Annotated in this window: 24 protein-coding genes and 1 other RNA gene; 13 read left to right on the top strand and 12 right to left on the bottom strand. The window is 61.7% G+C overall.

All coding sequences use genetic code 11. The annotated features are described in order from the left end of the window. Window positions 1-2,037: a TonB-dependent receptor plug domain-containing protein gene (locus QPW08_RS04430; RefSeq protein ID WP_407674546.1), complete on the bottom strand. Its 2,037-nt coding sequence runs from the start codon at window positions 2,035-2,037 to the stop codon at window positions 1-3. Window positions 2,038-2,399: 362 nt separating this feature from the next. Here QPW08_RS04430 and QPW08_RS04435 point away from each other — a divergent pair, with 362 nt between their 5' ends. From QPW08_RS04435 to QPW08_RS04445, 3 genes are all read left to right on the top strand, one after another. Next, window positions 2,400-3,101, top strand: a complete 702-nt coding sequence (locus QPW08_RS04435) for an ATP-dependent Clp protease proteolytic subunit (RefSeq protein ID WP_284124534.1) — start codon at window positions 2,400-2,402, stop codon at window positions 3,099-3,101. A 190-nt stretch (window positions 3,102-3,291) separates the two neighbouring features. After that, window positions 3,292-4,566 (top strand): ATP-dependent Clp protease ATP-binding subunit ClpX, encoded by a 1,275-nt coding sequence (gene clpX / locus QPW08_RS04440; protein ID WP_284124535.1) that lies wholly within the window; start codon window positions 3,292-3,294, stop codon window positions 4,564-4,566. Window positions 4,567-4,661: 95 nt separating this feature from the next. Then, entirely contained in the window at window positions 4,662-5,018 is a 357-nt protein-coding gene (locus QPW08_RS04445) for an endonuclease domain-containing protein (protein ID WP_284124536.1), read from the top strand. A gap of 61 nt (window positions 5,019-5,079) precedes the next feature. Here QPW08_RS04445 and QPW08_RS04450 read toward each other — a convergent pair whose 3' ends face one another. Beyond that, on the bottom strand, window positions 5,080-6,657 hold the full coding sequence (locus tag QPW08_RS04450) for a tetratricopeptide repeat-containing sulfotransferase family protein (protein ID WP_284124537.1): 1,578 nt from the start codon (window positions 6,655-6,657) through the stop codon (window positions 5,080-5,082). Between the two features lie 100 nt (window positions 6,658-6,757). On the opposite strand from QPW08_RS04450, the gene QPW08_RS04455 reads away from it, so the two are divergent. Next, window positions 6,758-9,271, top strand: a complete 2,514-nt coding sequence (locus tag QPW08_RS04455) for a TonB-dependent receptor (RefSeq protein ID WP_284124538.1) — start codon at window positions 6,758-6,760, stop codon at window positions 9,269-9,271. A gap of 118 nt (window positions 9,272-9,389) precedes the next feature. On the opposite strand, the gene QPW08_RS04460 is transcribed toward QPW08_RS04455, so the two are convergent. The 7 genes from QPW08_RS04460 to QPW08_RS04490 all read right to left on the bottom strand — a co-directional run bounded on the left by QPW08_RS04460 (window position 9,390) and on the right by QPW08_RS04490 (window position 14,990). After that, window positions 9,390-9,947 (bottom strand): fasciclin domain-containing protein, encoded by a 558-nt coding sequence (locus tag QPW08_RS04460; RefSeq protein WP_284124539.1) that lies wholly within the window; start codon window positions 9,945-9,947, stop codon window positions 9,390-9,392. Window positions 9,948-10,058: 111 nt separating this feature from the next. Beyond that, window positions 10,059-10,763 carry an anti-sigma factor gene (locus QPW08_RS04465; RefSeq protein ID WP_284124540.1) on the bottom strand — a complete coding sequence of 235 codons (705 nt, stop codon included), beginning with the start codon at window positions 10,761-10,763 and terminating at the stop codon, window positions 10,059-10,061. Then, window positions 10,760-11,329 (bottom strand): sigma-70 family RNA polymerase sigma factor, encoded by a 570-nt coding sequence (locus QPW08_RS04470; protein ID WP_284124541.1) that lies wholly within the window; start codon window positions 11,327-11,329, stop codon window positions 10,760-10,762. Before QPW08_RS04470 ends, QPW08_RS04465 begins: the two co-directional genes overlap by 4 nt. Beyond that, on the bottom strand, window positions 11,326-12,255 hold the full coding sequence (locus tag QPW08_RS04475; protein ID WP_284124542.1) for a cation diffusion facilitator family transporter: 930 nt from the start codon (window positions 12,253-12,255) through the stop codon (window positions 11,326-11,328). The genes QPW08_RS04470 and QPW08_RS04475 overlap by 4 nt, the downstream gene beginning before the upstream one ends. Before the next feature lie 5 nt (window positions 12,256-12,260). After that, a complete protein-coding gene (gene mtgA / locus QPW08_RS04480; RefSeq protein ID WP_284124543.1) occupies window positions 12,261-12,929 on the bottom strand; it encodes a monofunctional biosynthetic peptidoglycan transglycosylase in 669 nt (222 codons plus the stop codon). 89 nt (window positions 12,930-13,018) lie between these two features. Continuing rightward, complete coding sequence (gene rpoH, locus QPW08_RS04485; protein WP_284124544.1) at window positions 13,019-13,924, bottom strand: RNA polymerase sigma factor RpoH; 906 nt, start codon at window positions 13,922-13,924, stop codon at window positions 13,019-13,021. 112 nt (window positions 13,925-14,036) lie between these two features. Beyond that, entirely contained in the window at window positions 14,037-14,990 is a 954-nt protein-coding gene (locus QPW08_RS04490) for an RluA family pseudouridine synthase (RefSeq protein ID WP_284124545.1), read from the bottom strand. Here QPW08_RS04490 and QPW08_RS04495 point away from each other — a divergent pair. The 8 genes from QPW08_RS04495 (at window position 14,971) to QPW08_RS04530 (ending at window position 22,420) form a co-directional block, all read left to right on the top strand. Then, window positions 14,971-15,402, top strand: coding sequence for a M67 family metallopeptidase (locus tag QPW08_RS04495; RefSeq protein WP_284124546.1), 432 nt, complete (start codon window positions 14,971-14,973; stop codon window positions 15,400-15,402). The genes QPW08_RS04490 and QPW08_RS04495 overlap by 20 nt on opposite strands. 140 nt (window positions 15,403-15,542) lie before the next feature. Next, a complete protein-coding gene (locus QPW08_RS04500; protein ID WP_284124547.1) occupies window positions 15,543-16,184 on the top strand; it encodes a histidine phosphotransferase family protein in 642 nt (213 codons plus the stop codon). Continuing rightward, a complete protein-coding gene (locus QPW08_RS04505) occupies window positions 16,184-16,888 on the top strand; it encodes an N-acetylmuramoyl-L-alanine amidase (protein WP_284124548.1) in 705 nt (234 codons plus the stop codon). The genes QPW08_RS04500 and QPW08_RS04505 overlap by 1 nt, the downstream gene beginning before the upstream one ends. 94 nt (window positions 16,889-16,982) lie before the next feature. Continuing rightward, a complete protein-coding gene (gene aqpZ / locus QPW08_RS04510; RefSeq protein ID WP_284124549.1) occupies window positions 16,983-17,693 on the top strand; it encodes an aquaporin Z in 711 nt (236 codons plus the stop codon). 77 nt (window positions 17,694-17,770) lie between these two features. Next, window positions 17,771-18,196, top strand: an RNA gene (gene rnpB / locus QPW08_RS04515) — RNase P RNA component class A. A 73-nt stretch (window positions 18,197-18,269) separates the two neighbouring features. Continuing rightward, entirely contained in the window at window positions 18,270-19,751 is a 1,482-nt protein-coding gene (locus QPW08_RS04520; RefSeq protein ID WP_284124550.1) for a pentapeptide repeat-containing protein, read from the top strand. Between the two features lie 389 nt (window positions 19,752-20,140). After that, on the top strand, window positions 20,141-21,589 hold the full coding sequence (locus QPW08_RS04525) for a hypothetical protein (RefSeq protein WP_284124551.1): 1,449 nt from the start codon (window positions 20,141-20,143) through the stop codon (window positions 21,587-21,589). Window positions 21,590-21,640: 51 nt separating this feature from the next. Next, window positions 21,641-22,420, top strand: a complete 780-nt coding sequence (locus QPW08_RS04530; RefSeq protein WP_284124552.1) for a hypothetical protein — start codon at window positions 21,641-21,643, stop codon at window positions 22,418-22,420. On the opposite strand, the gene QPW08_RS04535 is transcribed toward QPW08_RS04530, so the two are convergent. Continuing rightward, on the bottom strand, window positions 22,421-23,731 hold the full coding sequence (locus QPW08_RS04535; RefSeq protein WP_284124553.1) for a UDP-glucose dehydrogenase family protein: 1,311 nt from the start codon (window positions 23,729-23,731) through the stop codon (window positions 22,421-22,423). Beyond that, complete coding sequence (locus tag QPW08_RS04540) at window positions 23,728-24,531, bottom strand: metallophosphoesterase (protein ID WP_284124554.1); 804 nt, start codon at window positions 24,529-24,531, stop codon at window positions 23,728-23,730. Before QPW08_RS04540 ends, QPW08_RS04535 begins: the two co-directional genes overlap by 4 nt. 270 nt (window positions 24,532-24,801) lie before the next feature. Here QPW08_RS04540 and QPW08_RS04545 point away from each other — a divergent pair, with 270 nt between their 5' ends. Continuing rightward, a complete protein-coding gene (locus tag QPW08_RS04545; RefSeq protein ID WP_284124555.1) occupies window positions 24,802-25,728 on the top strand; it encodes a TorF family putative porin in 927 nt (308 codons plus the stop codon). A gap of 78 nt (window positions 25,729-25,806) precedes the next feature. Here the strand turns inward: QPW08_RS04545 and QPW08_RS04550 are convergent, their stop codons facing one another. Next, window positions 25,807-26,559, bottom strand: coding sequence for an SIMPL domain-containing protein (locus QPW08_RS04550; protein ID WP_284126294.1), 753 nt, complete (start codon window positions 26,557-26,559; stop codon window positions 25,807-25,809). Between the last annotated feature and the right edge of the window lie 62 nt (window positions 26,560-26,621).

Consider the following 26,621-nt stretch of genomic DNA (forward strand, 5'->3'; position numbering starts at 1 on the left):
TTAGAAGTTTCCGCTGACGCTGAAGCGGAAGATCGGTCCAATCCGCCGACTGCGTGCTTCCTGGAATGCGATCGGGGCGTTCGGACGGTCGCCGGTGTATACCGTGCGTTCGAACTTGTTGCGCGCACCCAGCACATTGCCGACCAGCGCCTGCACGGTCAGCCCGAACACATCCTTGTGTTCGATAAAGACATTCATGAAGGCCGGCCCCTCCCAGTCGCGCCCTTGCTCGAAGCGACGCGAATACGGAGCGTTGTTGGCGGTGAAAAGCCCGCTTCCCCATGCGAAGTCGCTCCCTGGGATATCGTGCCGGAAATCGATCTCGAGCAAGTCATTCAGGTCGAACGAGAAAGGCCGGGTCTCGCCGGTGAAGGGATCCGTCACGTCCATCCATCGCTTGACAGCCTTGATCTCCAGCCGGGCCCCGTTGAAGCCAATCGGTTCGCCTTTGAGCGTAGTATTGAGCTCGACGTGGAAACGCTTGGCATTGCCGATATTCCCGCGCGCTTCGCCGCCGCTTGCGAGGGGGAAGAAGTCCACGAAGTCTTCGAACCAGGCTTGCCGCAATTGCAGCTTGGCCGAACCCCAGGCACCCAGGCCCTTGTTGACTTCAAGCTCGACGTTCCAGCTCTGGTCGGGCTGTAACTCGTTGTTGCCGCCGTTCTGGTTGTCGTTGTTGAGATTGACGCTGGCGAGGAAGTCGCCAAACGAAAGCTGCCCGACCCGGCGGCGAACTTCCAGTGCGATGTCCAGATCGTCGGCCGGCTTCCAGTTGAGCGAGACTGAGCCTTTGGGGCGCTGGAAGCTGCGCGAATTGGCGGCCGAGCCGGTCTGCTCGATCTTCGAATACTCCGCACCGCCGGAAAGCTGCAACGATAGCTTGGGGGTCAGTTGCTTGCTGACACTAACGATGCCTTCATAGCGGTCTTCGGTCACGCCACCGGTCCCGGCCGGGAATGCCAGCTCCAGGAAATTGCCGCTGCCATCGAGCTCGAACAGGCGCGAGGCGCGGTTGAGCCGGTTGAACGCTGCTTCGCCCGAGACCTGCCAGTCTGCTTCCCACATGTTCCAGCGATACTCGAACCGCCCGATCCGTTCGCCGGTCTCGTTAGTCTGCTGGAAGCGGAACCCGGTAGTCGGGCTACCATCGCTGAAGCTGTCGACCAGCTGGGCAGTGAAATTGTCGCGCTCGAACCGCTCCAGACCGATCAGCTTGAGCTTGCCTCCCGCCAGCGGGAATTCGATGTCGCCACCGATCTCATATTGCGGACCGTCTTCCTCGCGCATGTCCTGTCGAGTGCGGACCAGTCCTGTTGGGCTGGCCCCGGTTTCGGGCTCAACCGCGCGGAAGAAGTCCTCGCCATAGCTGAGGTTGAGATTGGCCACTGTTTCACCGCCGAAATCGTAGGTGAAATTGGTGCTGAGCTTGGGATTATCGAACTTGCCGGAGAATTTGCTGAACTGATCCTCGATCAGCGCGCCGTTCCTGTCAGTGATGAGTGTCGGACCGTCGGCCCCGAAACGGTTGTTCTCATTGGCGATCGATACGGTGTAGCTCAGCGCGCCGCTGCTGCCGGTGATCGAGGCTTCGCCACCATAGAGCTGGGCTTCTGTGTTGTATGGTCGAAATCCCGTACGCCAACGGAACTGACCACTGGTGCCGCTGCTCTTGTAGACGACATTGGCAACCTGACCGGACAGCCCGGCAATGTCGAGCGCGTTGCCGTCGAGCACTTCGATCCTCAGTACGTCTCCGGCCGGGATGCGGCGAAGCTGGTCCCGGATGGAATCGGACTTGCTGGAAAAGCGCTCGCCATTGACGATGACATTCTGGTTGGCTTCTCCGAGGCCGCGCTGGCCCTGGTTGCCATCGTCGATCTTGAAGCCGGGTATCCGACTTACCATGTCGAGCGCGGTGCGCGGCGCAAACTGCTCGAAATAGGCAGGCTCGAACACCTGGCCCTGGGCTTCGACCGCCAGCGACCCTTCCGGAACATTGTCTTCGGTCGTGCTTGCGGCAGTGTCCTCGGCCAACACTGGAGTCGGAACGCAAGTGAGGGCGAGCACGGCGGCGAGAGCGCGGGTGGGGGAGTTTCGAATACTGGGCAAGGGATAGTCCATGCAGTTTGAATCGGGGGTAGGCCAACCCTCGGAGTTTGTTCACGATTACAACAGTAGTCATCGACCGAAGGGGTATTTGTCGGGACCAGCGACATACAAAATCCGCAAGAATCGACAGGCCGTTGTTCACCTAGGGTGAACGGTCGATACCTCGTTCGCATGCATACCGGTGGCCCGATCGAAGGGCGATTCCAACAGGCTAAGGGTTAACCCCCTTGAACATCGTTGGCCGACCGCCGACATAGGCGCTCGACTTACTTGCAGAGGAAAATCTCCCCATGATCGATGTCCGCGACCAGCTTGGCGAAACCTATAGCACCCAGGGCCAGTTCACGCGCGATCCGTTGACCGGTGCGCTGGTTCCGGTGGTGGTCGAGCAGACCAGCCGCGGCGAACGGAGCTTCGATATCTTCAGTCGCCTGCTGCGCGAACGGATCGTGTTCGTGACCGGACAGGTGGAAGATGGCATGGCTTCGCTGATCACCGCGCAGCTGTTGTTCCTTGAAAGCGAAAACCCCTCGAAGCCGATCAGCATGTATATCAACTCGCCCGGCGGCGTGGTGACTGCAGGCATGGCGATCCATGACACCATGCAATATATCAAGCCGCGCGTTTCGACCGTCTGCATGGGGCAGGCCGCGAGCATGGGCAGCTTCCTGCTTGCAGCGGGCGAGCCGGGCATGCGGATCGCACTGCCCAATGCGCGGATCATGATCCACCAGCCGTCGGGCGGTGCCCGCGGCATGGCCTCCGATATCGAAATCCAGGCCCGCGAGATACTGCGCATCAAGGCTCGGATGAACGATCTCTACGTGAAATACACCGGCCAGAAGCTGGAAGAGATCGAAAAGGCAATGGATCGCGATACCTTCCTCGAAGCCGACGAAGCGATGAAGTTCGGGCTGGTCGACAAGGTCTTCGAGACGCGCCCCGAGAACGAAGACAAGACCGAAGAGGGGTCAGGCGGAGCGCCTGAGTAACCCTTTGCGGTAAGGGATGTGCCATGGCCCCGCTCCAATGCGGGACAGGGCATCGAAAGAAGTGGGAAACCTTGCCTTTTCAGCGCAGGGCAAGGTGGCTGCCGTATATGGCAATGGTTGTAATGTGGCCCGTTGGCGATACACTTGCCGAATCCCCGTGTTTTGCGGGTAGGGTCCGAAAGCCTAGGAAATGACGAAATTGAGCGGAACTGATAGCAAATCAACGCTGTATTGCAGCTTCTGCGGCAAGTCGCAGCATGAGGTGCGCAAGCTGATTGCGGGCCCGACGGTGTTCATCTGCGATGAATGCGTCGAGCTGTGCAACGACATCATCCGCGAGGAAACCAAGGCTGGCCTCACGGGCCGCAAGGAAGGCGACGTTCCTACGCCGTCGGAGATCTGCGGCACGCTCAACGACTATGTGATCGGGCAGGACCGCGCCAAGCGCGTGCTCTCGGTCGCGGTGCACAACCACTACAAGCGCCTGAAGCACAGCGGCAAGGCCGATGGGGTCGAGCTGGCAAAGTCCAATATCCTGCTGGTGGGCCCGACGGGATCGGGCAAGACGCTGCTGGCGCAGACGCTGGCGCGCACCTTCGACGTGCCGTTCACCATGGCCGATGCCACCACGCTCACCGAAGCCGGTTACGTCGGTGAAGACGTCGAGAACATCATCCTCAAGCTGCTCCAGTCGTCCGACTACAATGTCGACAAGGCGCAGCACGGGATCGTCTACATCGACGAGATCGACAAGATCACCCGCAAGGCGGAAAACCCCTCCATCACCCGCGACGTGTCGGGCGAGGGCGTGCAGCAGGCGCTGCTCAAGCTGATGGAAGGCACCACTGCCTCGGTCCCGCCGCAGGGTGGCCGCAAGCATCCGCAGCAGGAATTCCTGCAGGTCGATACGACGAATATCCTGTTCATCTGCGGTGGTGCCTTCGCCGGTCTCGACAAGATCATCGCCGATCGCCTGCAGAAGCGCAGCATCGGCTTCGGCGCACACGTAGCTGACCCTGACAAGCGCAAGGTTGGCGAGCTGCTTGAAAAGAGCGAACCTGAGGATCTCCTCAAGTTCGGCCTGATCCCGGAATTCGTCGGTCGCCTTCCGGTGATCGCGACGCTGCACGACCTCGATGTCGATGCCCTCGTCACGATCCTGCAGGAACCGAAGAACGCGCTGGTCAAGCAGTACCGCAAGCTGTTCGAACTCGAAGATGTCGAACTTACCTTTACCGACGATGCCCTCGTCGCGATTGCCGAACGCGCGATCCTGCGCAAGACCGGCGCCCGCGGCCTCCGCTCGATCGTCGAAGGCATCCTGCTCGACACCATGTTCGACCTGCCCGACCTCGAAGACGTCAGCGAAGTCGTGATCGACGCCGATGTCGTGGCCGGCAAGAAGGAACCGATCCGTGTCGTCGCCAACGACGATGACAAGGGCAAGAAGGACGAAGCGGCTTAAAGCCGACCGTCCGCGATAGATCGCACCACCAGTCCCTCTCCGTTCCGAAGGAATGGGGAGGTGGCAGCCCGCAGGGCTGACGGAGGGGTAGCGATATGCGCAAATTGGACAACGCCATTGCGAATGCGCGCAAGGTGCACCACGAGATGTCGCTGCCCGAGCGCCTCCTGTGGCATGAGCTGCGTGCGCGCAAGGGCGGTGCCAAGATCAGGCGGCAGCATCCGGTCGGGCCCTATGTACTCGATTTCTACTGTGCCGCCGCGAAGCTGGGTTTCGAGATCGACGGAAGTGCTAACGATTTGAGCGACCGGCCCGAGCGGGACAGGAGCCGGGACTCTGCCCTCGCCGATCTGGGCATAGAAATCGTTCGAATACCCGCACGCGATGTGCTGGACGATTGTCGCGGCGTTGCAGAGCACATCGCTACATACTGTCAAAGCCGAACCCGGTGATGCTCCCTCCGACCGCGCCTTGCGCGGCCACCCCCCCGATCCTCTGGAACGGGGGGATTGGTCAGGCCTCGATCCCATACTTCCCCAGCTCATCAATCGCCCGCTCGCTGCCTTCGCCGTACCTGCGCCATTTCTCCACGCTGCTGGTGTAGATCGGTGACCGGACCTGCACGGCGCTGGCGGTTGCGACAGGCTCGGCATTGCGGTGGAACTCCATGCAGGCATCGTCCCATTCCAGCCCGCAGAAAGCGAGCAAGCGTTCGGTCTGTCCGCGCTGGTCGGCGATGACCTCTTCGTAGCGGACCGGGAGGAAGCGTGCGGGGGGCAAGGATGCCTCGAACGCATTCGCCATCCGTTCGAACCCCGCCACGAAGTGCGCCGTGTCGCCGAAATCGTAGGCATAGCTGTAATAGCTGAAGCCGGTAGCGAAGAGCTGCCGGTAGTTGGCGAACAACACATCGAAAGGCGAACGGCGCAGGCAGATCACCCGCGCGCCGGGCAGCGCGCGCAGGATCGCGGGCGTGAAAAAGGCGTTGAACGGCATTTTGTCGATGAAATGCGGCGTGTCTCCGGCGAGCTGGCTGAGCCGCTGGAGATAGGCCTTGCCAACGGCGGTGAGATCGGGAGCGGTCGACGCAGCCTGCAGCAGCGCCGGTTCCAGCACGAGTTGGCCGGGTGTTCTCAGTTCCTGTTTCAAGAGGATCGCAAAGTCCGACAGCTCGCCGACCGAGCGCACATTGGGATGCGAAGTAAGGATCCTTTCCACCAGCGTCGTTCCGCTGCGCGGCATACCGACGATGAAGATCGGACGCTCGTCGCCTGAAGGGATGTCGGCAAAGCTGCCTGCCCCGCCAGCTGCGATGGCCGCATCCGCAATTGCTTCGGCAGCGCTGCGATCATGGGCGACCTCTGCTGCTTTTGGAGCCTTGGCGCGGTCGAGCCACTTCAGCGAGGTGTCCCAATCCTGGCGCTCCTCCGCCAGCCGAGCCAGCGCGTGACCGATTGTGAGGCGAGACTCGACGTCCTTCGAATCGTCAAAGAGCTGCGAAAGCGCTGCGTCCCATCCCGGTTCAGGCTCGTGTGCGAGCTGCACCAATGCGCCCCAGCCCTTCGCGTGGTCGGGCTGCATGGCCACGAGGGCATGGAACTCGCGTTCCGCGTCCGCGAGGTCCCCGGAGAACTGCAAGGCGACAGCCAGGTTGTATCGGTAGTCGGCATTGCCTGCTGCGCCCGCCACCGCCGTTCGGAACGGCTGAACGGCTTCCGCATGGCGCCCGGTCCGCGATAGCGCGACCCCAAGCTGGTTGGCGATATGCGGATCGTCGGTTCCGAGTTCAAACGCCACCAGCGCTCGTTCGCGTGCTCGCTCCTGGTCCTGCTGCATCAACGCCACCCGGGCTTCCAGTACCGCCAGCCAGCAGCTTCGATGCCCGGTCTGTGCCGCAATGCTGCACAGCTTCTCCGCACCGGGTCCATTGCCGTGCTCCACGGCTATCGCTGCCATCACCAGTACAGCCTCGACCGCCTGCGGGTCGTCTTTCAGGGCCTGCTGCGCTGCAGCATGGGCAGCCTGGAAGTTGCCGGCGAACAGTTGCTTTCTTGCAATTGAAAGATTGGAAATGTCGGTTTGTCCTGTCACGGCGTTGACAAATTTCGTCTGGCTTGGCTCAATTCCGGGGTATGTTGCTGTGCAGCATAGGGGCTGAACACCCATACCCCGAAAGATGAGGTAACCAGATATGAAAACGAGAACAACCGGCCGTATCGCCCGGGCTGCCCTGTTGAGCAGTACCATGATCGCAACCGCCTATGCCGCGCCTGCACTTGCGCAGGATGGCGAAGAGGGTGCCAGCACCGGCGGCGACAAGAACATCATCGTGGTGACCGCGACCCGCCGAGAGGCATCGGTCCAGGATATCCCGCTCAACATCGCAGCCGTCGGTTCGGCGCAGATCGAAGAACAGGGCCTGACCGAGCTTTCCGACCTGCTGCCCTTCGTTCCCGGCATCAACATCGTCGATCGTGGCGGGCGCCAGGGGAACCCGGTGATCGTTCGCGGCCTCAACGTCGATGCGATCGGCTCGGGTGACGGCAACAACGACGGTGGCGGCACGGTTGCCACCTATATCGGTGAAATCCCGGTGTTCGTCGACCTCAAGCTCAACGACCTCGAGCGCGTCGAAGTCCTGCTTGGCCCGCAAGGCACGCTCTATGGTGCAGGTACACTGGGCGGTGCGATCCGCTACATCCCGCGTAAGCCGCAGTTCGGCGAAACCTCCGCTTCGGTACGTGGCGAGATCTCGAAGTATGACGAAGCCTCGAGCCTGAGCTACGAGACCGGCGTCACCGTGAACTTCAGCCTGTCGGATACCTTCGCGATCCGTGGCTCGCTCGACTGGACCGACGAATCGGGCTTCATCGATTACGTCAACGTGGTCGACCAGATCGGTGTGACCAACCCCGACACCGGTGCTGGTCTCAACCGCGTCAAGGATGCGGATGGCGAGCAGACCCTGTCGGGCCGCATCGCCGCGCGCTGGGAACCGACCGACTGGTTCGACGCCACGCTGACCTATTACTATCAGGAAGCCGACATTGAAGGTCGCCGGGTTTCGCACTGGCGCAACAACGTGCCGGGCCTGCTCGATGGTAATCCCAGCGTCGGCCGCTACGAAGCCGCCTTCCGCGTGCGCGAGCCGAATACCATCAAGAACGACCTGATCGCGCTTGAAGTGGTGGCGGACCTCGGCTTTGCCGAACTGACATCGGCCACGGGCTGGAGCACCTTCAGCGACGACGGCCAACGCGACCAGACCAACCTGCTGATCACGCTGGAGTATAGCTACGAGCTGTTCCCGGCCTTCACTTCCTTCACTCGCGAAGTGGGCGAGGAAGAACGGATCAACCAGGAAATCCGGCTCGTTTCGAAGAATGACGGTCCGTTCAACTGGATCATCGGCGGCTATTACAACCGCGCCGATACCGCCGGTTCGTCGTCGGAATTCGTGCCCAACTACGTGCCTTACGTGAACCAGCCGGCACTGGGCTTCGGCTTGACCGACCGTCCGGACGCACTGGAATACTTCTCCACTGCGCGCAGCCGCCTGACGGAAACGGCGCTGTTTGGTGAGCTTAGCTACACTTTCTTCGACCAGCTGACGCTGACGGTCGGAAGTCGTTATTACGACTACAGCCTGAAAGCCGCGTCGACGGTCGATTTCCCGCTGTTCGAGCCGCTCAGCTACACGCCGCTGACGCTCGACCAGGTGGCAAGCCAGGCGTTCGATCCGGCACTGGCACAGTCCGACAACGGCTTCCTGTTCAAGGGCAACCTGTCGTGGGAAGTCAGCGATGACTTCCTGCTCTATGTAACGGTCAGCGAAGGTTATCGCATTGGTGGTGTGAACGGACTGGGCGACTGTCCGCCGTTCGACCCCAACGCGACGCAGGGTGCATGCGCGCTCGCGCCGGGCCAGCAATTCGGGCCCAATCCAGGCGACATCTCGATCCGCGACGAACGCCAGTTCTCGCCCGACAAGACCCGGAACTATGAAATCGGCTTCAAGTCGACGCTGGCCGATGGTGCGCTGACCTTCAACGGTGCGCTCTATTACATCGACTGGATCGATCCGCAGCTTGGCTCGGCCACGGTCAACGCCAATATCCCGATCACCGTCAATGGTTCGGGCGCTGAATCGAAGGGTATCGAGTTGTCGGCAAGCTGGCGGGCAACCGACCGCTTCCAGCTGCGCGGCAACTTCAGCTACACCGACTCGACGCTGACCGACCTTACGCCGGACCTGATCCGTACGATCACGCCTCCGGGTTTTGGTTCGGGCTTCGAAGACGGTCAGGCCGGCGACCGCCTGCCGGGCTCGCCGACCACCCAATTCTCGGTCTTCGGTGCCTACAACCAGCCGCTCGGCAATGGTGACGAGCTCGTCTTCAACGGCAGCCTGTCGTATCAGAGCAACGTGCTGACCACGACGGGCGCGCGTGGCTCCAGCTTCACGCTGGGTGGCTACGCGGTGGCCAACGCCGCTGTTACCTACGAAGCGGACCGTTGGTCGGCGACGCTGTTTGTTGACAATCTGTTCGACAAGTTTGCCGAAACCGGTGCCATCGGCACGCCGCTGTTCAACCAGACGGTGACAGACTTCGAAGGCGGCACGGTCTATCCGCGCGCGTTCTCGACCCACATCTTGCCCCCGCGCCAGATTGGCCTGCGGGTGAAGATCGACTTCGGCAACTAAGCCGACAGATCGAGACCTACAACAAAGCCCCGCTCGGCGATCTTGCCGGGCGGGGCTTTGCTTTGCTGGCTCGCAAGAGATGGGGGAGGCCGCGAGCCGACTGCCGGTGATGGGGGACTTAGCCCGGCAGGAAGACGCCATCCGTCACGTGGATGACGCCGTTCGAAGTGTTCACATCGGCCTGTGTTACGGCTGTCGCACGGCCAGCGGCGTCAGTGATGACGATAGTGTCGCCGGAAAGGCGCGCGGTGAGTTTCTGACCCGCTAGCGTATCGATGGTGAAGCTGCCCCGGTGACGCATGATGGCGCTGGTGAGGTCCGCTGCGCTCACTGCGCCTTCCACCACGTGGTAGACCAGCACATTGGTCAACTGGCCTTTGTTCTGCGGCTTGAGCAGGGTCGAGACTGTGCCGTCCGGCAGCTTGGCAAAGGCGGTATCGGTCGGCGCGAACACCGTGAACGGGCCGGGGTTCGAGAGCGTACCGGCGAGGTCCGCTGCGCCGACTGCTGCGACCAACGTGTTATGTACGCCGGTGCTCTGTGCAGTCTGGACGATATTCGGCTGGCTCTTGGCCTTGTGATGGCCTGCGAGCGCGGGCTGCGTCATGACAGCGGTACCGCCTCCCAGCAGGACAAGGGCAGAGGCAGCGGCGAGGGCTTTCTTTGGGAATGACATGGGTATTCTCTCCTGTTGTGCCAACGGCCCCGTCCTGCCTGGCACAGGAAGATACGAAAGCACCCGCACCGCGGATGCATCCTGTCGCGAATTTTTCCTGGGAACGCCGCGTCAGAGCGCGGTGAAAGTGCCCTGTGCAACAACCGGGCCGGCTTCGCCATCCTTGGGCGCGCCGCCCAACGGTTCGCGCGTCAGGACTAGCTCGGCCCCGTCTCTCAGCTGGGCCGCGAGCGCATCGTCGAGCGAGGTTTTGCGCACTTTACCCGGAGCAACGACGCCGAGCGATTGTGGCGCACCTTCTTCAGGAACGACCCACAGCTCGTGGTCATGCACGCCATCGGCGGTGAGACCCGCTGCCGAGACCAGCAGTTCGTGCCGGTCATCGAGATAGGTCACTTCGAGCCGCAGTCCGGTTTCGCCCACCGGAATCGAAGCCGCCAGCGGCGGCCCTGCTTCGGGGGCAACGGGTGTCGGAGTCTGGTACGGGAAGAAGGTCAGCATCAACAGCAGACACGCTGCCACGGCCGAACTCAGGCCCGTCGCCCATTTCCACCGCCGCAAGCGGTTCTCAAACGCGACGACATTGCCGCCGGTTTCGCTCGACCTGTCCAGTTCGGCTTCGATCGATTGCCACAGATCCGTGCGGGGCTCCTGAGCGGGGACCTCATCCAGCAGCGGCGCGAAATGCGCCTGCCACTTCGCCACCGTCGCCGCGAAGTCCGCGTCGCGCGCTTCCATTCCGCGCGCGCGCAGCAGCTCTTCCCCTTCAAGGAGGCCGAGAGCGTATTCCGCAGCGAGGTGGTCGTGTTCGGTCATTCGGCTTCGAGACAGGCTTTCAATTTGGCGAGGCCACGGCGGATCCGGCTCTTGACGGTGCCGAGCGGCTCGCCATCGGTTTCAGCCACTTCAGCATAGGTCCGCCCTTCGAAAAAGGCAGTACGGATGGAAGACCGTGTCGGTTCTTCCAGTTCGCCGAGGCAGTGATGGATGCGGGCAGATTGCTCGGCATCCTCCAGCAGCGCGTCCGCACGCGGGGTATCGTCGGCCAGCTCCATCGCTTCATCGACGGGCACTGCGCCGCGCCTGACCTTGCCCGTGCGCAGGCGGTCGATGGCGCGATTGCGCGCGAAAGCGGCGAGCCAGCTAATCGGGCTGGCCCGTTCCGGGTCGTAGCGGTCGGCGCGCCGCCACAGGGTGAGATAAACGTCCTGCAATGCGTCCTCGGCTTCCTTGCGGTCATTCAAGATACGCAGGCAAATGCCGAATAGCTTCGCATGGGTGACGTCATAGATTTCTCGCAAGGCATCACGATCGCCCCCGGCCAGCCGCACTATTGCCGCGCGGAGCCTTTCACGGGCCGCAGTGGCGTCGGCATCGCTCAACAGCCTCCCCCGCACCCGGGTTCGCGTTCGACCTGTACGGTCATGTGGTTGATACCAAACCGATGCTCGAGATCGTGGGCAAGTTCGCGCAGGAAGGCATCCCCATGGCCGCCTGGCATCACAAGATGCGCAGTCAATGCGGTCTCCGTGGTCGACATCGGCCAGATGTGCAGGTCATGGACTGCGTTCACACCCTCTTGCCGGGCGAGGAAACTTTCGACTTCCTTCTCACAGATCCCGTCGGGCACGGCATTGAGCCCCATCTTCACGCTGTCGCGCGCCAGGCCCCATGTGCCCCAGGCAATGACGGCCACGATGGCGAGGCTGGTGACCGGGTCGATCCAGACCGCTCCCGTCAGCAATATGGCAGCACCGGCGATGACTACGCCGACTGAGACCAGCGCGTCGGCGGCCATGTGCAGGAAGGCTCCGCGGATGTTGATATCGTCCTGCCCACGTACGAACAGCAAAGCGGTGGCGGTGTTGATGACAACGCCGATCCCGGCAACGATGATCATGGTCCAGCCTTCGACGGATGCCGGCGCAATCAGGCGGTGGGTGGTCTCGTAAAGAATGACTCCGATAGCCACGAACAGCAACGCAGCATTGGCGATGGCGGCGAGGATGGTCGAGCTCTTGTAGCCGTAGGTAAAGCGGCCCGAAGGTGGCTTCTTTGCAGCCACTGCGGCACCCCATGCCAGCAGCAGGGCCAGCACATCCGACAGGTTGTGCCCGGCATCGGCGATCAGGGCCATGGAGCCCGAAAGATAGCCATATGTCGCTTCGACGATAACGAAGGCGGTGTTGAGGACCACGCCTATGGCAAAGGCCTGCCCGAAGTCCTTGGGCGCATGGCTATGACCGTGGCCATGGTGGTGGCCGTGCGCATGGTCGTGCCCGTGATGGTGTGAATGCGTCGCGCCCATGCGAATCAGTCGTAGACGCAGGAATCCAATCCGTCACGCCGGACAACGCCGATACGCGCGGCTATCGTATTGCCATAGCCGCGGACCCAGCCGCGGGGGTTGGTGACGGCCCGTTTCTTGGGCAACGGCAGGGCGGCCGCCATGCGCGCTGCCTCCATTTCCGAAAGCGAGGCAGCAGACTTGTGCCAGTAGCGCTGGGCACCGGCTTCGGCTCCGTAAGTGCCGATCCCGGTTTCCGCGACGTTGAGATAGACCTCCATGATCCGCCGCTTGCCCCAGATCTTCTCGATCAGGAAAGTGAACCAGGCTTCGAAGCCTTTGCGGACGTAACCGCCACCCTGCCACAGGAACACGTTCTTCGCGGTCTGCTGGCTGATGGTCGAGCCGCCGCGGATGCGTCCGCCCTCGGCGTTGCGCTTGATCGCATTCTCGATCGCTTCAGCATCGAACCCGCTGTGCGAACAGAATTTGCCATCCTCCGCCGCAATGACGGCACGCACGAGGTCGCGATCAATGTTGCTGAGCGATTCCCAGTCCTTGGTAATGCCATTGCCGTCGAGCACCATTGTTGCCGTGACGGGGACCGGCACAAACTTGAACAGCACCACCAGCCCCAGGCTGATGCCGATAAACCAGACGACAATCTTGGCCAGGAGCTTGGCAAGGCGGATCATGTTAGCCGGTTACTTTTCGTCCGGCAGAAAAGCAACGAGGCCCTGATCCGAATGGAACAGGGCCTCGAATTCTGTCACGCAATGGGGCGTCAAGCCATCCCCGGCATCAGCCTTTCGCCGGCGATCCGCTGCATCGCTTTCTGCAGCTTTTCGAAGGCACGCACTTCGATCTGCCGAATGCGCTCGCGGCTGACGTCGTAGACTTGCGACAACTCTTCCAGCGTCTGCGGGTTTTCCGTCAGGCGGCGTTCGGTCAGGATGTGCTGCTCACGCTCGTTGAGACTTTCCATAGCTTCGACCAGCATTTCGTGCCGGACATGCGCCTCTTCGGCGTCGGCCACGGTTTCATCCTGCAGCGGGCGATCGTCGGTCAGCCAGTCCTGCCATTCGCCCGAGCCTTCCTCGCCGCCCCGCATCGGGGTGTTGAGCGAGCCGTCGCCGCCCATCATCATCCGGCGGTTCATGTTGACGACTTCCTGCTCCGGCACGCCGAGGTCAGTGGCGATCTTGGCCACGTCATCGGGGTGGAGGTCGGTGTCCTCGTAGGCGTCGAGGTTTTTCTTCATCCGGCGCAGGTTGAAGAACAGCTTCTTCTGCGCGGCGGTGGTACCCATCTTCACGAGGCTCCAGCTGCGCAGGATATACTCCTGGATCGAAGCCTTGATCCACCACATTGCGTAAGTCGCGAGGCGGAAACCGCGATCGGGCTCGAATTTCTTCACGCCCTGCATCAGACCGACATTGCCTTCGGAGATCAGGTCCGAAACCGGCAGGCCATAGCCGCGATAGCCCATCGCAATCTTGGCCACGAGTCGCAGGTGCGAGGTAACGAGCTGCGCGGCAGCATCGGGATCCTCATGTTCCTCATAGCGCTTGGCGAGCATGTATTCCTGCTCGGCGGTGAGGACGGGGTATTTCTTGATTTCGGCGAGATAACGGTTGAGGCTCTGCTCACCGCCCAGTGCCGGGATGGCTACTGCCTTGGAATTGCTCACTCTTTCCCTAACCTTTCTTGCGTCAACCCGGTTGCCGGACCCCTGATGGGCATCCGTGCGAGTGGGCCACACGGTTACATATAGTGTTTCAGGCGGCAGATTACACCGCCTTTCATCGATAAAAACGCGCAGTTTCGTCGATCAGTTCCTGCATGTCTTCGGGTAAATCGGCGGTGAATCGCACCCTTTCGCCGGTTACGGGGTGATCGAACCCCAGATCGGCCGCGTGCAGTGCCTGTCGGGCGAAGCCTATCTCCTTCAAAATCGGTCGCAACCCCTTGGGATCGCTGCCGTAAACAGGGTCTCCTAGTAGCGGATGCCCGATTGACTGACAGTGAACGCGAACCTGGTGGGTACGCCCGGTTTCCAGCCGACACTCGATCACAGCGCACTTCCCGAGCGTTTCGATGACCTTGTAATGGGTCACTGCCCGTTTGCCACGCGAGGATTCCTTGGGAAGCACGGCCATTTTCTTGCGATCGCGGTCACTGCGGCCGATCCGCGCGTCTATCTTTCCTTCGCGCGGATTGGGGATACCCGCGCAGACGGCGATATAGCGACGTTCAATCGAATGATCGGCGAACTGCCTTGCCAGCCCTTCGTGCGCGGCATCCGACTTTGCCACCACCAGCAAGCCCGAAGTGTCCTTGTCGATGCGGTGGACGATGCCGGGGCGGGCAACGCCGTTGATGCCCGACAACTGTCCATGGCAATGGTGCAGCAATGCATTGACCAGCGTACCGTCTGGATTGCCCGCTGCTGGGTGGACGACCATCCCGGCGGGTTTGTTGACCACAATCAGGTGCTCGTCCTCGAACACTACGTCCAGCGGGATGTCCTGCGGTGTTGCGGCTAGCGGCACGGGTGGAGGTAGGCGGATCTCGAAATGCGCCCCGGCCTGCATCTTGGCCGAGGGGTTGGTAACGATCGTCTTGCCTACCGTGACAGCCCCTTCCGCCATCAGGCCTTTGATCCGCTCGCGCGACAGCTCGCTCGCCTCGGCCAGCGCCTTGTCGACCCGGCCAGGGGTTTGCAGCGTTCCGGTGATGACTTCGGCTTCACCCATGCTAGGGCCATGGGCGATGCATTTCGAAGTGACAAGGGATGTCGTGGCGGCGATCCGGGCCGAGGCCGAGCGCGCGCATCCACGCGAGTGCTGCGGGATCCTGTTGGGTGACGTGGCGCGGATCGACGCGATCCTTCCTGCTGCCAATGTCCATGCCCTGCCGGAAACCAACTTCGAGATTGATCCGCAGACCTTGATTGATGCTCATCGCGCTGCGCGACAAGGTGGAGAACAGGTGATGGGCTACTACCATTCGCATCCGGCCGGCGCAGCTGAACCTTCCGCCACCGACTGCGCGCGTGCCGCGCATGACGGGCGCATCTGGGCCATAGCCGGCGCGGGCAGAGTCACCTTCTGGCGCGATAACAAGGGCGGGTTCATCGAACTTTCCTACTCTGCTGTCGATGGCTAAACTCCGCAAATGACCGCACATTCAGACCTATTCTCACCAGCGACGGCTTGCTCCTGCTGGCAGGAGGGTTTTTTTGCGCTAGGACTGTGTAACATGCGGTCCATGTCTCATCAGACGCACTCAGGAATTTGATCTCGCCCATGCACGATACCGACGCCATTACCCTTGCCAGCCAGCTGTGCTCGCGCCTGTGCCATGACCTGCTCTCGCCGGTCGGCGCGTTGTCGAACGGGCTGGAGTTGCTGGCTGACGAAGAAGATCCCGAGATGCGCCAGCGATGCCTGGAGTTGCTGGAACAGAGCGCCCGCACCAGCGCCAACAAGCTGAAGTTCTTCCGCCTGGCCTATGGCGCGGCAGGTGGCTTCGGTGATCGTGTCGATGTGACCGAACCCAAGGCCGTGATCGAGGCATTGGCCGCCGATGCCAAGCGAGTGGAGATCAACTGGGCCATTGCCACCGACAGCCTGCCCAAGCCGGCGGTGAAGGTCATGCTCAACTATGCCCAGATGGGGCTCGATGCGCTGGTCCGCGGCGGAACGCTGGATGTCGGTGCCGAACGGCGCGACGGCGCTAGCGAGATTGTCGTCCGTGCCGCAGGCCCCAAGGTCGCATTCGATGTGAGCGTAGGCAAGGCGTTGGAGGGCTTGTTGCCTGCGGATGGCCTGTCCGGCCGGACTGCGCCCGCCTATATGTTGTCGATCCTTGCCGACAGTTGTGAAGGCGAGCTGCAATACCAGCTAAGCGAAGAAGCGTTGGTCCTGGGGGCGGTACTGCCGGGCTGATGGGGGAACTGGTCCACCATGAACGGCCATCGCCGAATTGCAATGAACGGGCGCTGCCGATCAGCATGGTGGTGCTGCATTATACCGAGATGAAACCGGTCGAAACCGCGCTCGACCGCTTGTGCGACCCTGAGGCGCAGGTCAGCGCGCATTACCTCATCAGCGAGGAAGGCGAAGTCACCTTGCTGGTGCCCGAAAACAAGCGCGCCTGGCATGCTGGCGTTTCCTACTGGCGCGGCACGCGAGACGTAAACTCCGCCAGCGTGGGTATCGAGCTCGACCATCCGGGCCATGCGCTGGGCTATCGCGAGTTTTCGGAGAAGCAGATCGATGCGCTGGTCCCGCTGCTGCATTCGATCGTCCAGCGTTATGACATCCCGCGTGCCAATGTGGTCGCCCATTCGGACGTTGCGCCGCAGCGCAAGACCGATCCGGGAGAGCTGTTCCCCTGGGAACGGCTGGCAGAATATCATTTGTGCCTGCCACGCCCTGTAAAGCTGGAGCAGGGTGACCCGTTCGACAATGACGCAGCCTTCTATCTGGCGCTCGAGCGTTTTGGCTATGACATCACTGACGGCCACAAGGCGGTCGAGGCATTCCAGCGGCGCTGGCGGCCGGAACTGATCGACGGTCAGGTTGACGGGCAAGTTCGCGCGATCCTGTTCCAGCTGTTGCTCGACCGTGATCGCGGCATGGCGCGCTGAGCGCGCGGGAAGATCAATTTACAACCCGATCATCGACGGGTGCGGTCAAACGGGTGTAGTTTCCCGCATCGTTTCGGAAGATGGGGGAAACTATATGATACGGAAATTGAGCGCTGAGTTCTTCGGCACATTCTGGCTGGTCTTCGGCGGCTGCGGTTCGGCAGTCCTGGCTGCGGGTTTCCCCGAGCTGGGGATCGGTTTTGTCGGCGTTTCGCTGGCGTTCGGGCTTACCGTGCTGACGATGGCCTATGCCGTCGGCGGCATTTCCGGGGGGCATTTCAACCCGGCTGTGTCGCTCGGCCTCGCAGTCGGCGGGCGCTTCGCCTGGCGCGAGCTAGCTCCCTATTGGTTTGCACAGGTCGTCGGCGCAGCAGCAGCTGGGCTGGTGCTGTTCTTCATCGCTTCGGGCAACCCTGACTGGAGCGCGGGCGGCTTTGCTTCCAACGGCTATGGCGCGCTGTCGCCGGGCGGGTATTCGATGCCGGCAGTGCTGGTGGCAGAGGTTGTCCTGACGGCCTTCTTCCTGATCGTGATCCTCGGCTCGACCTCGTCGATGGTTCCGGGCGGCTTCGCTCCGATAGCCATCGGCCTGGCGCTGACGCTTATCCACCTGATCTCGATCCCCGTCAGCAACACTTCGGTGAACCCGGCACGTTCGACTGGCGTGGCGCTGTTCGCGGAGACGGGCGCGATGGGCCAGCTGTGGCTGTTCTGGGTCGCGCCGCTGGTTGGTGCAGCCATCGGCGCAGCGATCTGGCGCTACCTGCTGGCACCGGAAGAATCACTCGAGAACATCGGCGGCTAGTACTACCAGCCTTGCACGGGCCACCAGGAGCGGGCGCCAGCTTCCATTGAGCCGGCGCCCGTACTATATGGGCAGTGTCAGGGGGCCGGGCAGCTGCGTGTCGCAAGATGCGAGGAAAGTCCGGGCTCCACGAAGCAAGGGTGGCGGGTAACGCCCGCCCGGCGCGGGCCGCAAGGATTGCGCCGAGGGACAGTGCCACAGAGAGTATACCGCCGATGGCGCCTAAAGCGCACAGGCAAGGGTGAAAGGGTGCGGTAAAAGCGCACCGGGGGGCTGGCGACAGTCTCCGCATGGCAAACCCCACCCGGAGCAAGGCCAAATAGGGACCTCGCGCCGCCCAATCGAAAGAAAGGACGGCATTGGCGCTTCGCCGAGAGAGGTCCGGGTTGGCTGCTAGAGCGCGCGGAGCAATCCGCCGCCCAGATGAATGGCTGCCCTTGCGGGGCCGGTCCCTCGGGATACCGCCCGCAAGACAGAACCCGGCTTACAGGCCCCCTGGCACTTCACTTTCCGGCCTCGTTCATGCCATGCCCAGCTTGCCTTGATAGATTCGGGGCAAGGCAAGGGGGGGATACGATGCTCGGGACACTGACGGCACTGGCACTTGCGGCAACCACCGGGCAGGCCGACGATAGCCTGATCGAACAGGCCCGGTCCGAATGCAGCGGAATGCCTGCGTCGAGCACACTGGTCGATGCACGGGGTCTGACGACGCTTGAGCAACTTGTCGAGAAAGCCAAGCCTCATCGCGGCAGCATGCATATTGTCGTCGGTGGAGATTTCAGCGGGCAGGACCTGCGCGAAGTTGCGTGGTTTCTCGACCGGGGCTGCATCGTTGAGACCAAGCTCGAAAAGAGCGACTTGCGCGGGGCAGATCTCGTCTCGACGGTATTCATCCGTGCGCAAATGGCGGGGGCTGACCTGCGCGGTGCGACGCTCGATACGGCGCAGTTCGTCGGGGTAGACCTGTCGGGAGCCGACCTGTCCGGCGCTTCGCTGGGTGGGGCAACTTGGGAAGGGGCAAACTGGTCGAGCAAGCTCGAAGGGACCAGTTTCCGAGGCGCGTTCATGGAGAGCTTCGCGTTCAAGTGCGAGATCACCATGGACATGAGCTGCGGAGGCAGCAGCGGGGCCGACTTTAGCGGGGCGGACCTGACCGACGCCGATCTCTCCAGTTACCCGATCTGGGGTTTTGACAGTTTCGATGGAGCAACCTTCAACCGCACTTATGTCTCGGCGCGGGCGGTTCCCTATCTTGAGGGCATCGATGTGATCGGCCCGGTGCTGCTTGGCTACAAGCCTCAAAGCCCAGACGATGGCCGCGCAAGAGTCGAACTTTCGGCCGAAGAGTTCGGCGCTCTCGTCACATCCAGCCGTGCGGCGAAACGTGACGTTCCCTCGTTCGATTGTGCCAAGGCTGCAAAGAGCGTCGAAACGCTCATATGCGGCGAGTATCAGAGCGAGTTGCGAAGGCTCGATCGCGACATGGCCGCCCTCTATGGGCAGGCTCGAACGGCGGGGAAAGCGGACGCGGCGGGCCAGCGCGCCTGGCTCAGTCGCCGCAACGATTGCACCAAAGGCGAATGCGTTGAAACCAGCTACAGGGCGCGCATGCAGGAGTTGTTTGCAGCGATCGGCACCGAGCTCGCGATCGCGCCCGATGCTTCGCGCGAATATGAGGAAGACGTTCTCCCCGTTACCGACGACATGCGGCAAAGCGCACTCTACCAGCGCATCCTGCCTGCCATTCGAATGGCCTCGATGCAGGGTGTGACCCTCACCGGTCGTGAGGACGGCAGCATCAGCGCGCGGGGCGAAGCGGTCGGCGGCAACGCTCACACCTGCTCACTGGGTGCTGACGAGCTGGTATACGATCCGGCAACGGGCTGGTATTCGGCCACAGCCCGGGACGGTTCGCCGATCCCGATATTGCTGGTCTGGGACCAGCGCCTGTTCTTCCGCTACTCCGGCAATGCCGACACGCCTGACGAGGCGCAGGACTACATCAGTTGCGGCATGCGCGCGGCGTTCGGGGAACTGCGCGAATTGGGGCGGTAACGCCAACGCAAAAGGCCGCTTCCCGATTCAGTGGAAGGCCCCGTTCGTCGTGGTTCACCTGCCCGTTCAGAGACGCCAGTCGAGTCGGGTGCCACTTCGTTGTTGTCCGGTCCGCTGGGGGAGGCACATACTCTCTTGAAGGATGCCTGGCATTGCGTGGTCTGTTAAAAATTCACATGGTTTATTGCCAGAAAAGTATACGCTGCCGAAAATCTAATGTATCGACCTTATGAATCCGTCACAGACCGGTAGAGATTTATTTGGATCCACCGCTCATAAGGATGAATACGAGGTCGCACTCGGGGATTGAATTTGTATCTGGCCTGCGATGGTTCTGCTCGCGCAACATCTGTTTGTGCAGCACTGCTTTATTGCGGGAGGGATAGGAAATGAGCAATTCAATATCGAGAAAGGTGGCGGGCGTTTGTGGCGCGCTCGCCATGCTGGTTTCGCTGGCAGGATGTGAAGACAAGCCCGGCGCAACCACCGAGCTGGATCTGACTTCGGTCAATTGTCCGGAGGGGCTCGGTTGGGCCGAGGGGCTCGAAGCCTATCTCGACCCCGCTGCCATGATGGACGTGAATACCTCTGCCGAGGCTGACGATTGCCAGTTCAACCAGTGGTCGTGGGAGACATTTATCTGGGCGACTGCCGAGGTCGGCGAGAATAACGCGCCTCGCTTCCTGGGGTGGAAGACGCCGGACGACCTGATCCCGACCAAGGGGGACGCACCTCGCACTCCTGGCCTGCTTCGGCTCGAAGGACATATGAAACCGCTGCACATGCCCGGTGTTGCCAATCGCGACGGCGCGATTGTGGAGGCCGATGGCAGCATGCTGATCGGACGCAACGGTTATCCGGTCTATGCCTCAGTCCACATGACCGACGGCTTCTTCGCCACCGTCCAGCGTAATCTCATCGCCACGGGTGCCTACGAAAGCAATCCGAACCAGGACGACTACTTCAGTGTCGGCGATGCGGTCGTAAAAGCGACCTGGTACCGGCTCGACGAAGGTGAGTCTGCCCCCGAAGGTGCGTACACGACCCAGGCCGAGGTGCCGGTTCTCACCAAGAGCTGCGTCGATGACGTGTGCAAGGCAGTCACCACCGGTCAGTTCACGACTGTGACAGTCGCGCTCGTAGGCATGCATGTGGTCGGCTATACCGAGAACCACCCGGAATTCCTGTGGGCGACTTTCGAGCACAAGATAAACGCGCCGACTTTTGCTGACGACACCTTCGTGTTTGATGCCAGCGCCAGCAATCCGGACAACTTCACATTCTACGACGCCAACACGCCGATGGGCAGCGATACCTTGCTGGTGCGCACCAATCCCTCCAGCGGGGCGGTGGTGAGCTTCGATGAAGCGACCGGCAAGTTCTCGCCGATGACGCAGGTTGTGCAGATGAACCGGACCGGGGGCGATACCCAGCCTGATGGACCGGCCAATATTACTGTCCTCAACCAGGTCTCGCAGGCGGAACTGCAATCGATCAAGCCCGGGACGCCGTTCCAGAACTATAATCTGATCGGCACGACCTGGTTCAAGCCCAACACATACGTCACCACGACCGAGGGTTGGCAGAATCTTGGGCGCGGTGATGCCGTGGGCGCGATCAGCCTGATGAACAGCACGGCGGAGACGTTCCTTCAGAGCGCGAAAGGCAAGCAAGGCAACAATTGCTTCGAATGCCATAACGCTGGATCGTTCTCATACCCCGGCATCCAGCCCAAGGCATTGGCAGCGCGTCGTGTCGCGATCAGCCACATGATCGCCACTGGTTCACCCTATGATGTGCCCAACAGCCTGCCCGTGGAGCAGGGCACCGAAGAATAGTCCCCCGAAGAAGGCCCGGGAACCCATGCGTTTCCCGGGCCTTCTGTTTCCATGGACACTATAAACCTGCGCCCTGCTTCGCAGCGCATCGCCATCCTCGTCGCGCTCTTCATCCAGATCGGGGCGACATTCCTTCCGGCGCTCGGGCTGGGGGATCCGATCGGAGATCGCTCGGACAGTATCCGCACGCTGATCACGCCATCGGGCTGGGCCTTCGCGATCTGGGGGCCGTTGTTCTTCGGCTCGGCATGTTTCGCCGTTTGGCAGGCGCTGCCGAAGCAGGCGGACAATGCGCTGATTGGGCGGATCGGCTGGTGGGCGGCGCTGGGGCTGGTGATGCAGGGCGTATGGGCGACCTATACCCAATGGGCCAACCTTACCGCGATCAGCGCGGTGATCATCCTGACCTCGCTGGTCGGCCTGCTGGCGGTGTTGCGGATCGTTGTGAACTTCGAGCGTGACTTCACGCTGGCCGAACGTTTGCTGGTCGGCTTGCTGTTCAGCGCGCTGGCAGCGTGGCTGACCGCAGCAAGCATCGTCAATATCACCGCCTCGCTGGTCTATCACGGCGTCGGCGACGGGCAGAACGGCTTGCTAACGGCGGGCCTGATCGTTGTCGGCGGGCTGATCGCTGCCACCGCCACATTCCGCAGCCGCGGCAACCCATGGTATGCGCTGGTCTTCTGCTGGGCGCTGCTGGCGATCTACTTCCGCGGTGGGCAGGTCGATGCGCGCATCGCTCTGGCCTGTATCATGGCCGGGGTCTTGGTGATTGGTGCGGCTGTTGCCGGCTTGCGCAAAACTGAAAACCGTCGACGCTGGCTGGGCTGATTAGGGTCGCCCGATACTCACATACTCAAACCCGCGCCCGCGCACGTCGTCGGGTTGGTAGATATTGCGCAGGTCGACCAGCACCGGCGATTTCGCCAGTTCCTTGACCCGGTCGAGATCGAGCGCGCGGAAGGCGTCCCATTCGGTGACGATGGCGACCGCATCCGCGCCTTCGATGGCGGCGTAGGGATCGTCGACCATGGTCACTTCCGGCATCAGCGGGCGGGCCTGCTCCATGCCTTCGGGATCGTAGGCCGCAACCTCGACCCCGGCATCGGTCAGCGTCTGCGCCACGGCAATCGCCGGGCTATCGCGCATGTCGTCGGTGTTGGGCTTGAAGGTCAGGCCGAGCAGCGCGACCTTCTTGCCGCGCGCGGCGTCCATGCCGCCCAGCGCGTCGAGCACCTTGCGGCCCATCGCGCGCTTGCGGCTGTCGTTGACCTTGACCACAGCTTCCACGATACGCACCGGACTGTCGTAATCCTCGGCGGTCTTGAGCAGCGCCAGCGTGTCCTTGGGAAAGCAAGAGCCGCCATAACCGGGCCCCGCATGCAGAAACTTTGCGCCGATGCGGCCATCCATGCCGATGCCGCGACTGACATCCTGCACATTGCCACCAACCTTTTCGCACAGGTCCGCCATCTCGTTGATGAAGGTGATCTTGGTCGCAAGGAAGGCGTTGGCGGCGTATTTGATCAGCTCGCTCGAGCGACGGCTGGTGAACAGGATCGGCGCTTCGTTGAGGAACAGCGGGCGATAGACTTCACTCATGACCTCGCGGCCGAATTCGTCCTCTGCGCCGATGACTATGCGGTCGGGGCGCTTGAAATCGCCAATGGCAGCGCCTTCGCGCAAGAATTCGGGGTTGGAGACGACCGAGAACTTCTGGCTGGTGCCGCTATTGCGGATGATCCGCTCGACCTCATCACCTGTGCCGACGGGGACTGTCGACTTGGTCACGATCACAGCCTCGTTGGCAAGGTTCTCGCCCACTTCCTGCGCCACCGCATAGACGAAAGTAAGGTCGGCATGGCCATCGCCCCGGCGACTGGGGGTGCCAACGGCAATGAAGATTGCCTGTGCACCCTTGATGCCTTCTGCCAGATCCGTGGTGAAGCTGAGCCGTCCGGCTTTCACATTGCTTTCGACGAGCGCGTCGAGCCCGGGCTCGTAGATCGGCATGATGCCTTCGTGCAGGCGATCGATCTTCGACTGATCCTTGTCGATGCAAACCACATCATGGCCGAAATCGGCGAAACAGGCTCCGGACACAAGGCCGACATAGCCCGAACCGACCATCGCGATTTTCATACCAGCGTTTCCTTTTTCTCGACGGAGATCGCGCCGTCCGTTTCAACTGCCTGGATCACCCGCCGCGTCGTGCCTTCCAGCACGAGTGCGGTCAGTCGACCGAAGCGGAATGCCCCGGTGTCGATCCCGATGCGATTGGCCCGTACATCGATATCCTCAAAGATTGTATGACCATGCACGACATGCAGCGGGTGCTGACCATCGTGTTCGAGGAAGCGTTCGCGAATCCATAGCAGGTCGTCGCGCTTCTGGTTTTCCAGTTCGACCCCCGGCTTGATCCCGGCATGTACGAAGACATAGTCGCCCGCGATAATCATTTCCTCGAAGGTCTTGAGAAATTGCAGGTCGTCCTTCGGGACGTTCTTGCGCATGAGCTTCTGCAGCTCATCGAGATCCGCATTGTTGTATTTCTTCTCGGACACGCCGTAGCTCAGGATTGTCTCGCGCCCGCCGTGCCGGATGAAGTGCCGCAGGACCTTGGTATCCTTGAACGACTTCACGAACATCTCTTCATGATTACCGGCCAGGATATCGACCCGGCGGCGCCGTTGCCATTCGCGCGCATTGGCGATGACGCTGCGGCTATCGGGGCCGCGGTCGACGAGGTCGCCGAGCAAGACAACCCGGACATCGAGATGGGGTGCTGCGGCAGCCTCTTCCTCGATCGCCAGAATCAGGGTTTCGAACAGGTCGTTGCAGCCATGGATATCACCGATCACATAATAACGGGTGCCGTCCGGCACGGACGCGCTGGGTGATTCGGGCTTGGCCCGGAAGAGGTTCCTGATCGATTTGAGCATGGTGCTGGGCAGAGATTAGTCGAATTCCGCGCGGCGCGACATAGGGACTCGTGACCGCAACCGCAACGCGCAACCGCGTGGCGAAGCTGCCGCAGTGATGCCAAATGGCAACGCTGACACCGCGTCTCTTGGCGGGGATACAATTTTCTTGTGCACTGCAGCGTAGATGTGCATGATTGTGTCTCATCGACGCGAGATTGCGATCAAAAACCAGCAGCCGGTCGATGCGCAGGTGGGACGAAGCGACACCCTAACGCAAGGAAGCTTGTCATGCTTACGTCCTTTCGCGGTCTGACCGCGCCTCTCCTCGCCGGTTGCGCCTTTGTGGCAACCCCGGCATTCGCCGCAGAAACCGCTGCGGACGATTCTCTTCTCTCCGAACCGTCGGCTGCTTCTGTTGAAGCCTTGCCTGATGCTGCTCCGGCGGCTGCGGACAATGTGGTCGACCCCGTTGTCGACCAGGCTAGCATCGCTCTCGCAGCAGTAGAGCGCGACGCCTATATTCCGACCGACGACCAGGCCAATTCGGTAGGCGACGAAAGCGGGTTCGAGCTTTCGGGCAATGTCGCTCTCGTCTCTGACTACCGTTTCCGCGGCGTGTCCTTCTCCGATGGTGACTTCGCGCTGCAAGGCGGGATCGACCTTGGCCACTCAAGCGGCTTCTACATCGGCACCTGGGCGTCGTCGATTTCCGGCGGCTCACCGTATGGCGAGCTCGAGCTTGACGTTTATGCCGGCTGGAGCGGTGACATTTCCGACGGAGTAACTGTCGACGTCGGCCTGCTTTACTACATCTATCCGACCGAAGGCGAACTGGCGAACCTGCTGGGCGTGGAGACGGATTATTTCGAACCCTACGCGTCGATTTCGACGACGCTCGGCCCGGTCGGCGCCACACTTGGCGTCGCTTACGCCTGGGACCAGGACTCGCTGGGCGGGTCGGACAACCTCTATATCTACACCGACTTCGAAGCGGGTATCCCCAACACCCCGCTCACGCTGACCGCTCACCTCGGCTATACCGATGGCGTGTTCGCTACCTCGGGTAGCGGGGAATCCTTCGACTGGGGGCTGGGTATCTCGGCCGCTGTCGGCGAGAACCTCAGCATCGGCTTCAACTATGTCGATACCGAAGGCCCTTCGATCGAAGACTTCACCGATGCCGGTTTCTTCGTGACGATTGGCTACAGCATGTAAGCCTCCCGCCAGGGACCACCAGGAAAGCCCGCGCCGCCCAGACGGTGCGGGCTTTTCCGTTCTGGGCTTGAGGTCGGCCTAGCCGATCGAAAAATCGATCGTGGTAACGACCCTGACCTTCTTGAATGGCGAATCCGCGACGCCCCAGCCGCCAGCTTCCCCGTCACGGGCTTCGATAGTAAAATAGCCCTGCGTCGCATCGCGGATGCCGCCGACATGGGTGCCGCTGTCTTCCGCGAACTGTTCTGCCGCCGCACGCGCGTCACGTGTCGCTTCCGCCACCATCTCGGGCTTGATCTTGTTGAGGTCGGTAAAGCTGTAGGACATGCCCGAACCTTCCTCCAGGAACACTCCCTTGCTGACGAGATCGAATTGGCGGGACACCGCTTTCTGAGCCCGCTCAATATCGTCAGTCCGCAGAGCCAAGCGTTGCCGAACGGTGTAACTCGTCACGCCGTCGCTCGTGTAGCTGGAGACATTGGCCCCGGTCGGCTGCAAAGCATCGTCGGGAAACCCAAGCTCCTCGAAGAAGGTCTTGATGGTATCGGTATCGCGCCGGACCTTGGCCTGCGCCCCGGCCAGGTCACTGGAGCTGCTGGAGTAGCTGATCGTCCATGTCGCAAGATTGGCCGTCACATCGCGTTCGGCCAGGCCGCGGACCGTTACAGATCGCTCCGCCTCCTTCGCTCGGAGGAGGCCATCGCCCAGCAAATACCCGCCAGCTATCAGTCCGAATGAAACAACAGCCGCCGTTCCGAGCCATCGCTTGGCAGTGGCGTCGAAAAATCCTTGCGTACCGGAACCATCTGCCGTTGCACCCACTTCAGTCATCATCCATCCTCCAATCCATCGCGCTACCCTGCGATGAGTTGTGTAATTCTGTCGATGAACTG

Source organism: Parerythrobacter aestuarii (genome assembly GCF_030140925.1).
Lineage (GTDB): Bacteria > Pseudomonadota > Alphaproteobacteria > Sphingomonadales > Sphingomonadaceae > Parerythrobacter > Parerythrobacter aestuarii.

Excerpts from the sequence above, each read along its gene's own strand:
- QPW08_RS04505 (WP_284124548.1), top strand. The coding sequence starts at position 16,184 with ATGGGGGAACTGGTCCACCATGAACGGCCATCGCCGAATTGCAATGAA.
- QPW08_RS04495 (WP_284124546.1), top strand. The coding sequence starts at position 14,971 with ATGACTTCGGCTTCACCCATGCTAGGGCCATGGGCGATGCATTTCGAA.
- QPW08_RS04465 (WP_284124540.1), bottom strand. The coding sequence starts at position 10,763 with ATGACCGAACACGACCACCTCGCTGCGGAATACGCTCTCGGCCTCCTT.
- QPW08_RS04455 (WP_284124538.1), top strand. The coding sequence starts at position 6,758 with ATGAAAACGAGAACAACCGGCCGTATCGCCCGGGCTGCCCTGTTGAGC.
- QPW08_RS04525 (WP_284124551.1), top strand. The coding sequence starts at position 20,141 with ATGAGCAATTCAATATCGAGAAAGGTGGCGGGCGTTTGTGGCGCGCTC.
- aqpZ (WP_284124549.1), top strand. The coding sequence starts at position 16,983 with ATGATACGGAAATTGAGCGCTGAGTTCTTCGGCACATTCTGGCTGGTC.
- QPW08_RS04445 (WP_284124536.1), top strand. The coding sequence starts at position 4,662 with ATGCGCAAATTGGACAACGCCATTGCGAATGCGCGCAAGGTGCACCAC.
- QPW08_RS04530 (WP_284124552.1), top strand. The coding sequence starts at position 21,641 with ATGGACACTATAAACCTGCGCCCTGCTTCGCAGCGCATCGCCATCCTC.
- QPW08_RS04435 (WP_284124534.1), top strand. The coding sequence starts at position 2,400 with ATGATCGATGTCCGCGACCAGCTTGGCGAAACCTATAGCACCCAGGGC.
- clpX (WP_284124535.1), top strand. The coding sequence starts at position 3,292 with ATGACGAAATTGAGCGGAACTGATAGCAAATCAACGCTGTATTGCAGC.
- QPW08_RS04500 (WP_284124547.1), top strand. The coding sequence starts at position 15,543 with ATGCACGATACCGACGCCATTACCCTTGCCAGCCAGCTGTGCTCGCGC.
- QPW08_RS04550 (WP_284126294.1), bottom strand. The coding sequence starts at position 26,559 with ATGACTGAAGTGGGTGCAACGGCAGATGGTTCCGGTACGCAAGGATTT.
- QPW08_RS04475 (WP_284124542.1), bottom strand. The coding sequence starts at position 12,255 with ATGGGCGCGACGCATTCACACCATCACGGGCACGACCATGCGCACGGC.
- QPW08_RS04490 (WP_284124545.1), bottom strand. The coding sequence starts at position 14,990 with ATGGGTGAAGCCGAAGTCATCACCGGAACGCTGCAAACCCCTGGCCGG.
- QPW08_RS04520 (WP_284124550.1), top strand. The coding sequence starts at position 18,270 with ATGCTCGGGACACTGACGGCACTGGCACTTGCGGCAACCACCGGGCAG.
- QPW08_RS04540 (WP_284124554.1), bottom strand. The coding sequence starts at position 24,531 with ATGCTCAAATCGATCAGGAACCTCTTCCGGGCCAAGCCCGAATCACCC.
- QPW08_RS04545 (WP_284124555.1), top strand. The coding sequence starts at position 24,802 with ATGCTTACGTCCTTTCGCGGTCTGACCGCGCCTCTCCTCGCCGGTTGC.
- mtgA (WP_284124543.1), bottom strand. The coding sequence starts at position 12,929 with ATGATCCGCCTTGCCAAGCTCCTGGCCAAGATTGTCGTCTGGTTTATC.
- QPW08_RS04460 (WP_284124539.1), bottom strand. The coding sequence starts at position 9,947 with ATGTCATTCCCAAAGAAAGCCCTCGCCGCTGCCTCTGCCCTTGTCCTG.
- QPW08_RS04535 (WP_284124553.1), bottom strand. The coding sequence starts at position 23,731 with ATGAAAATCGCGATGGTCGGTTCGGGCTATGTCGGCCTTGTGTCCGGA.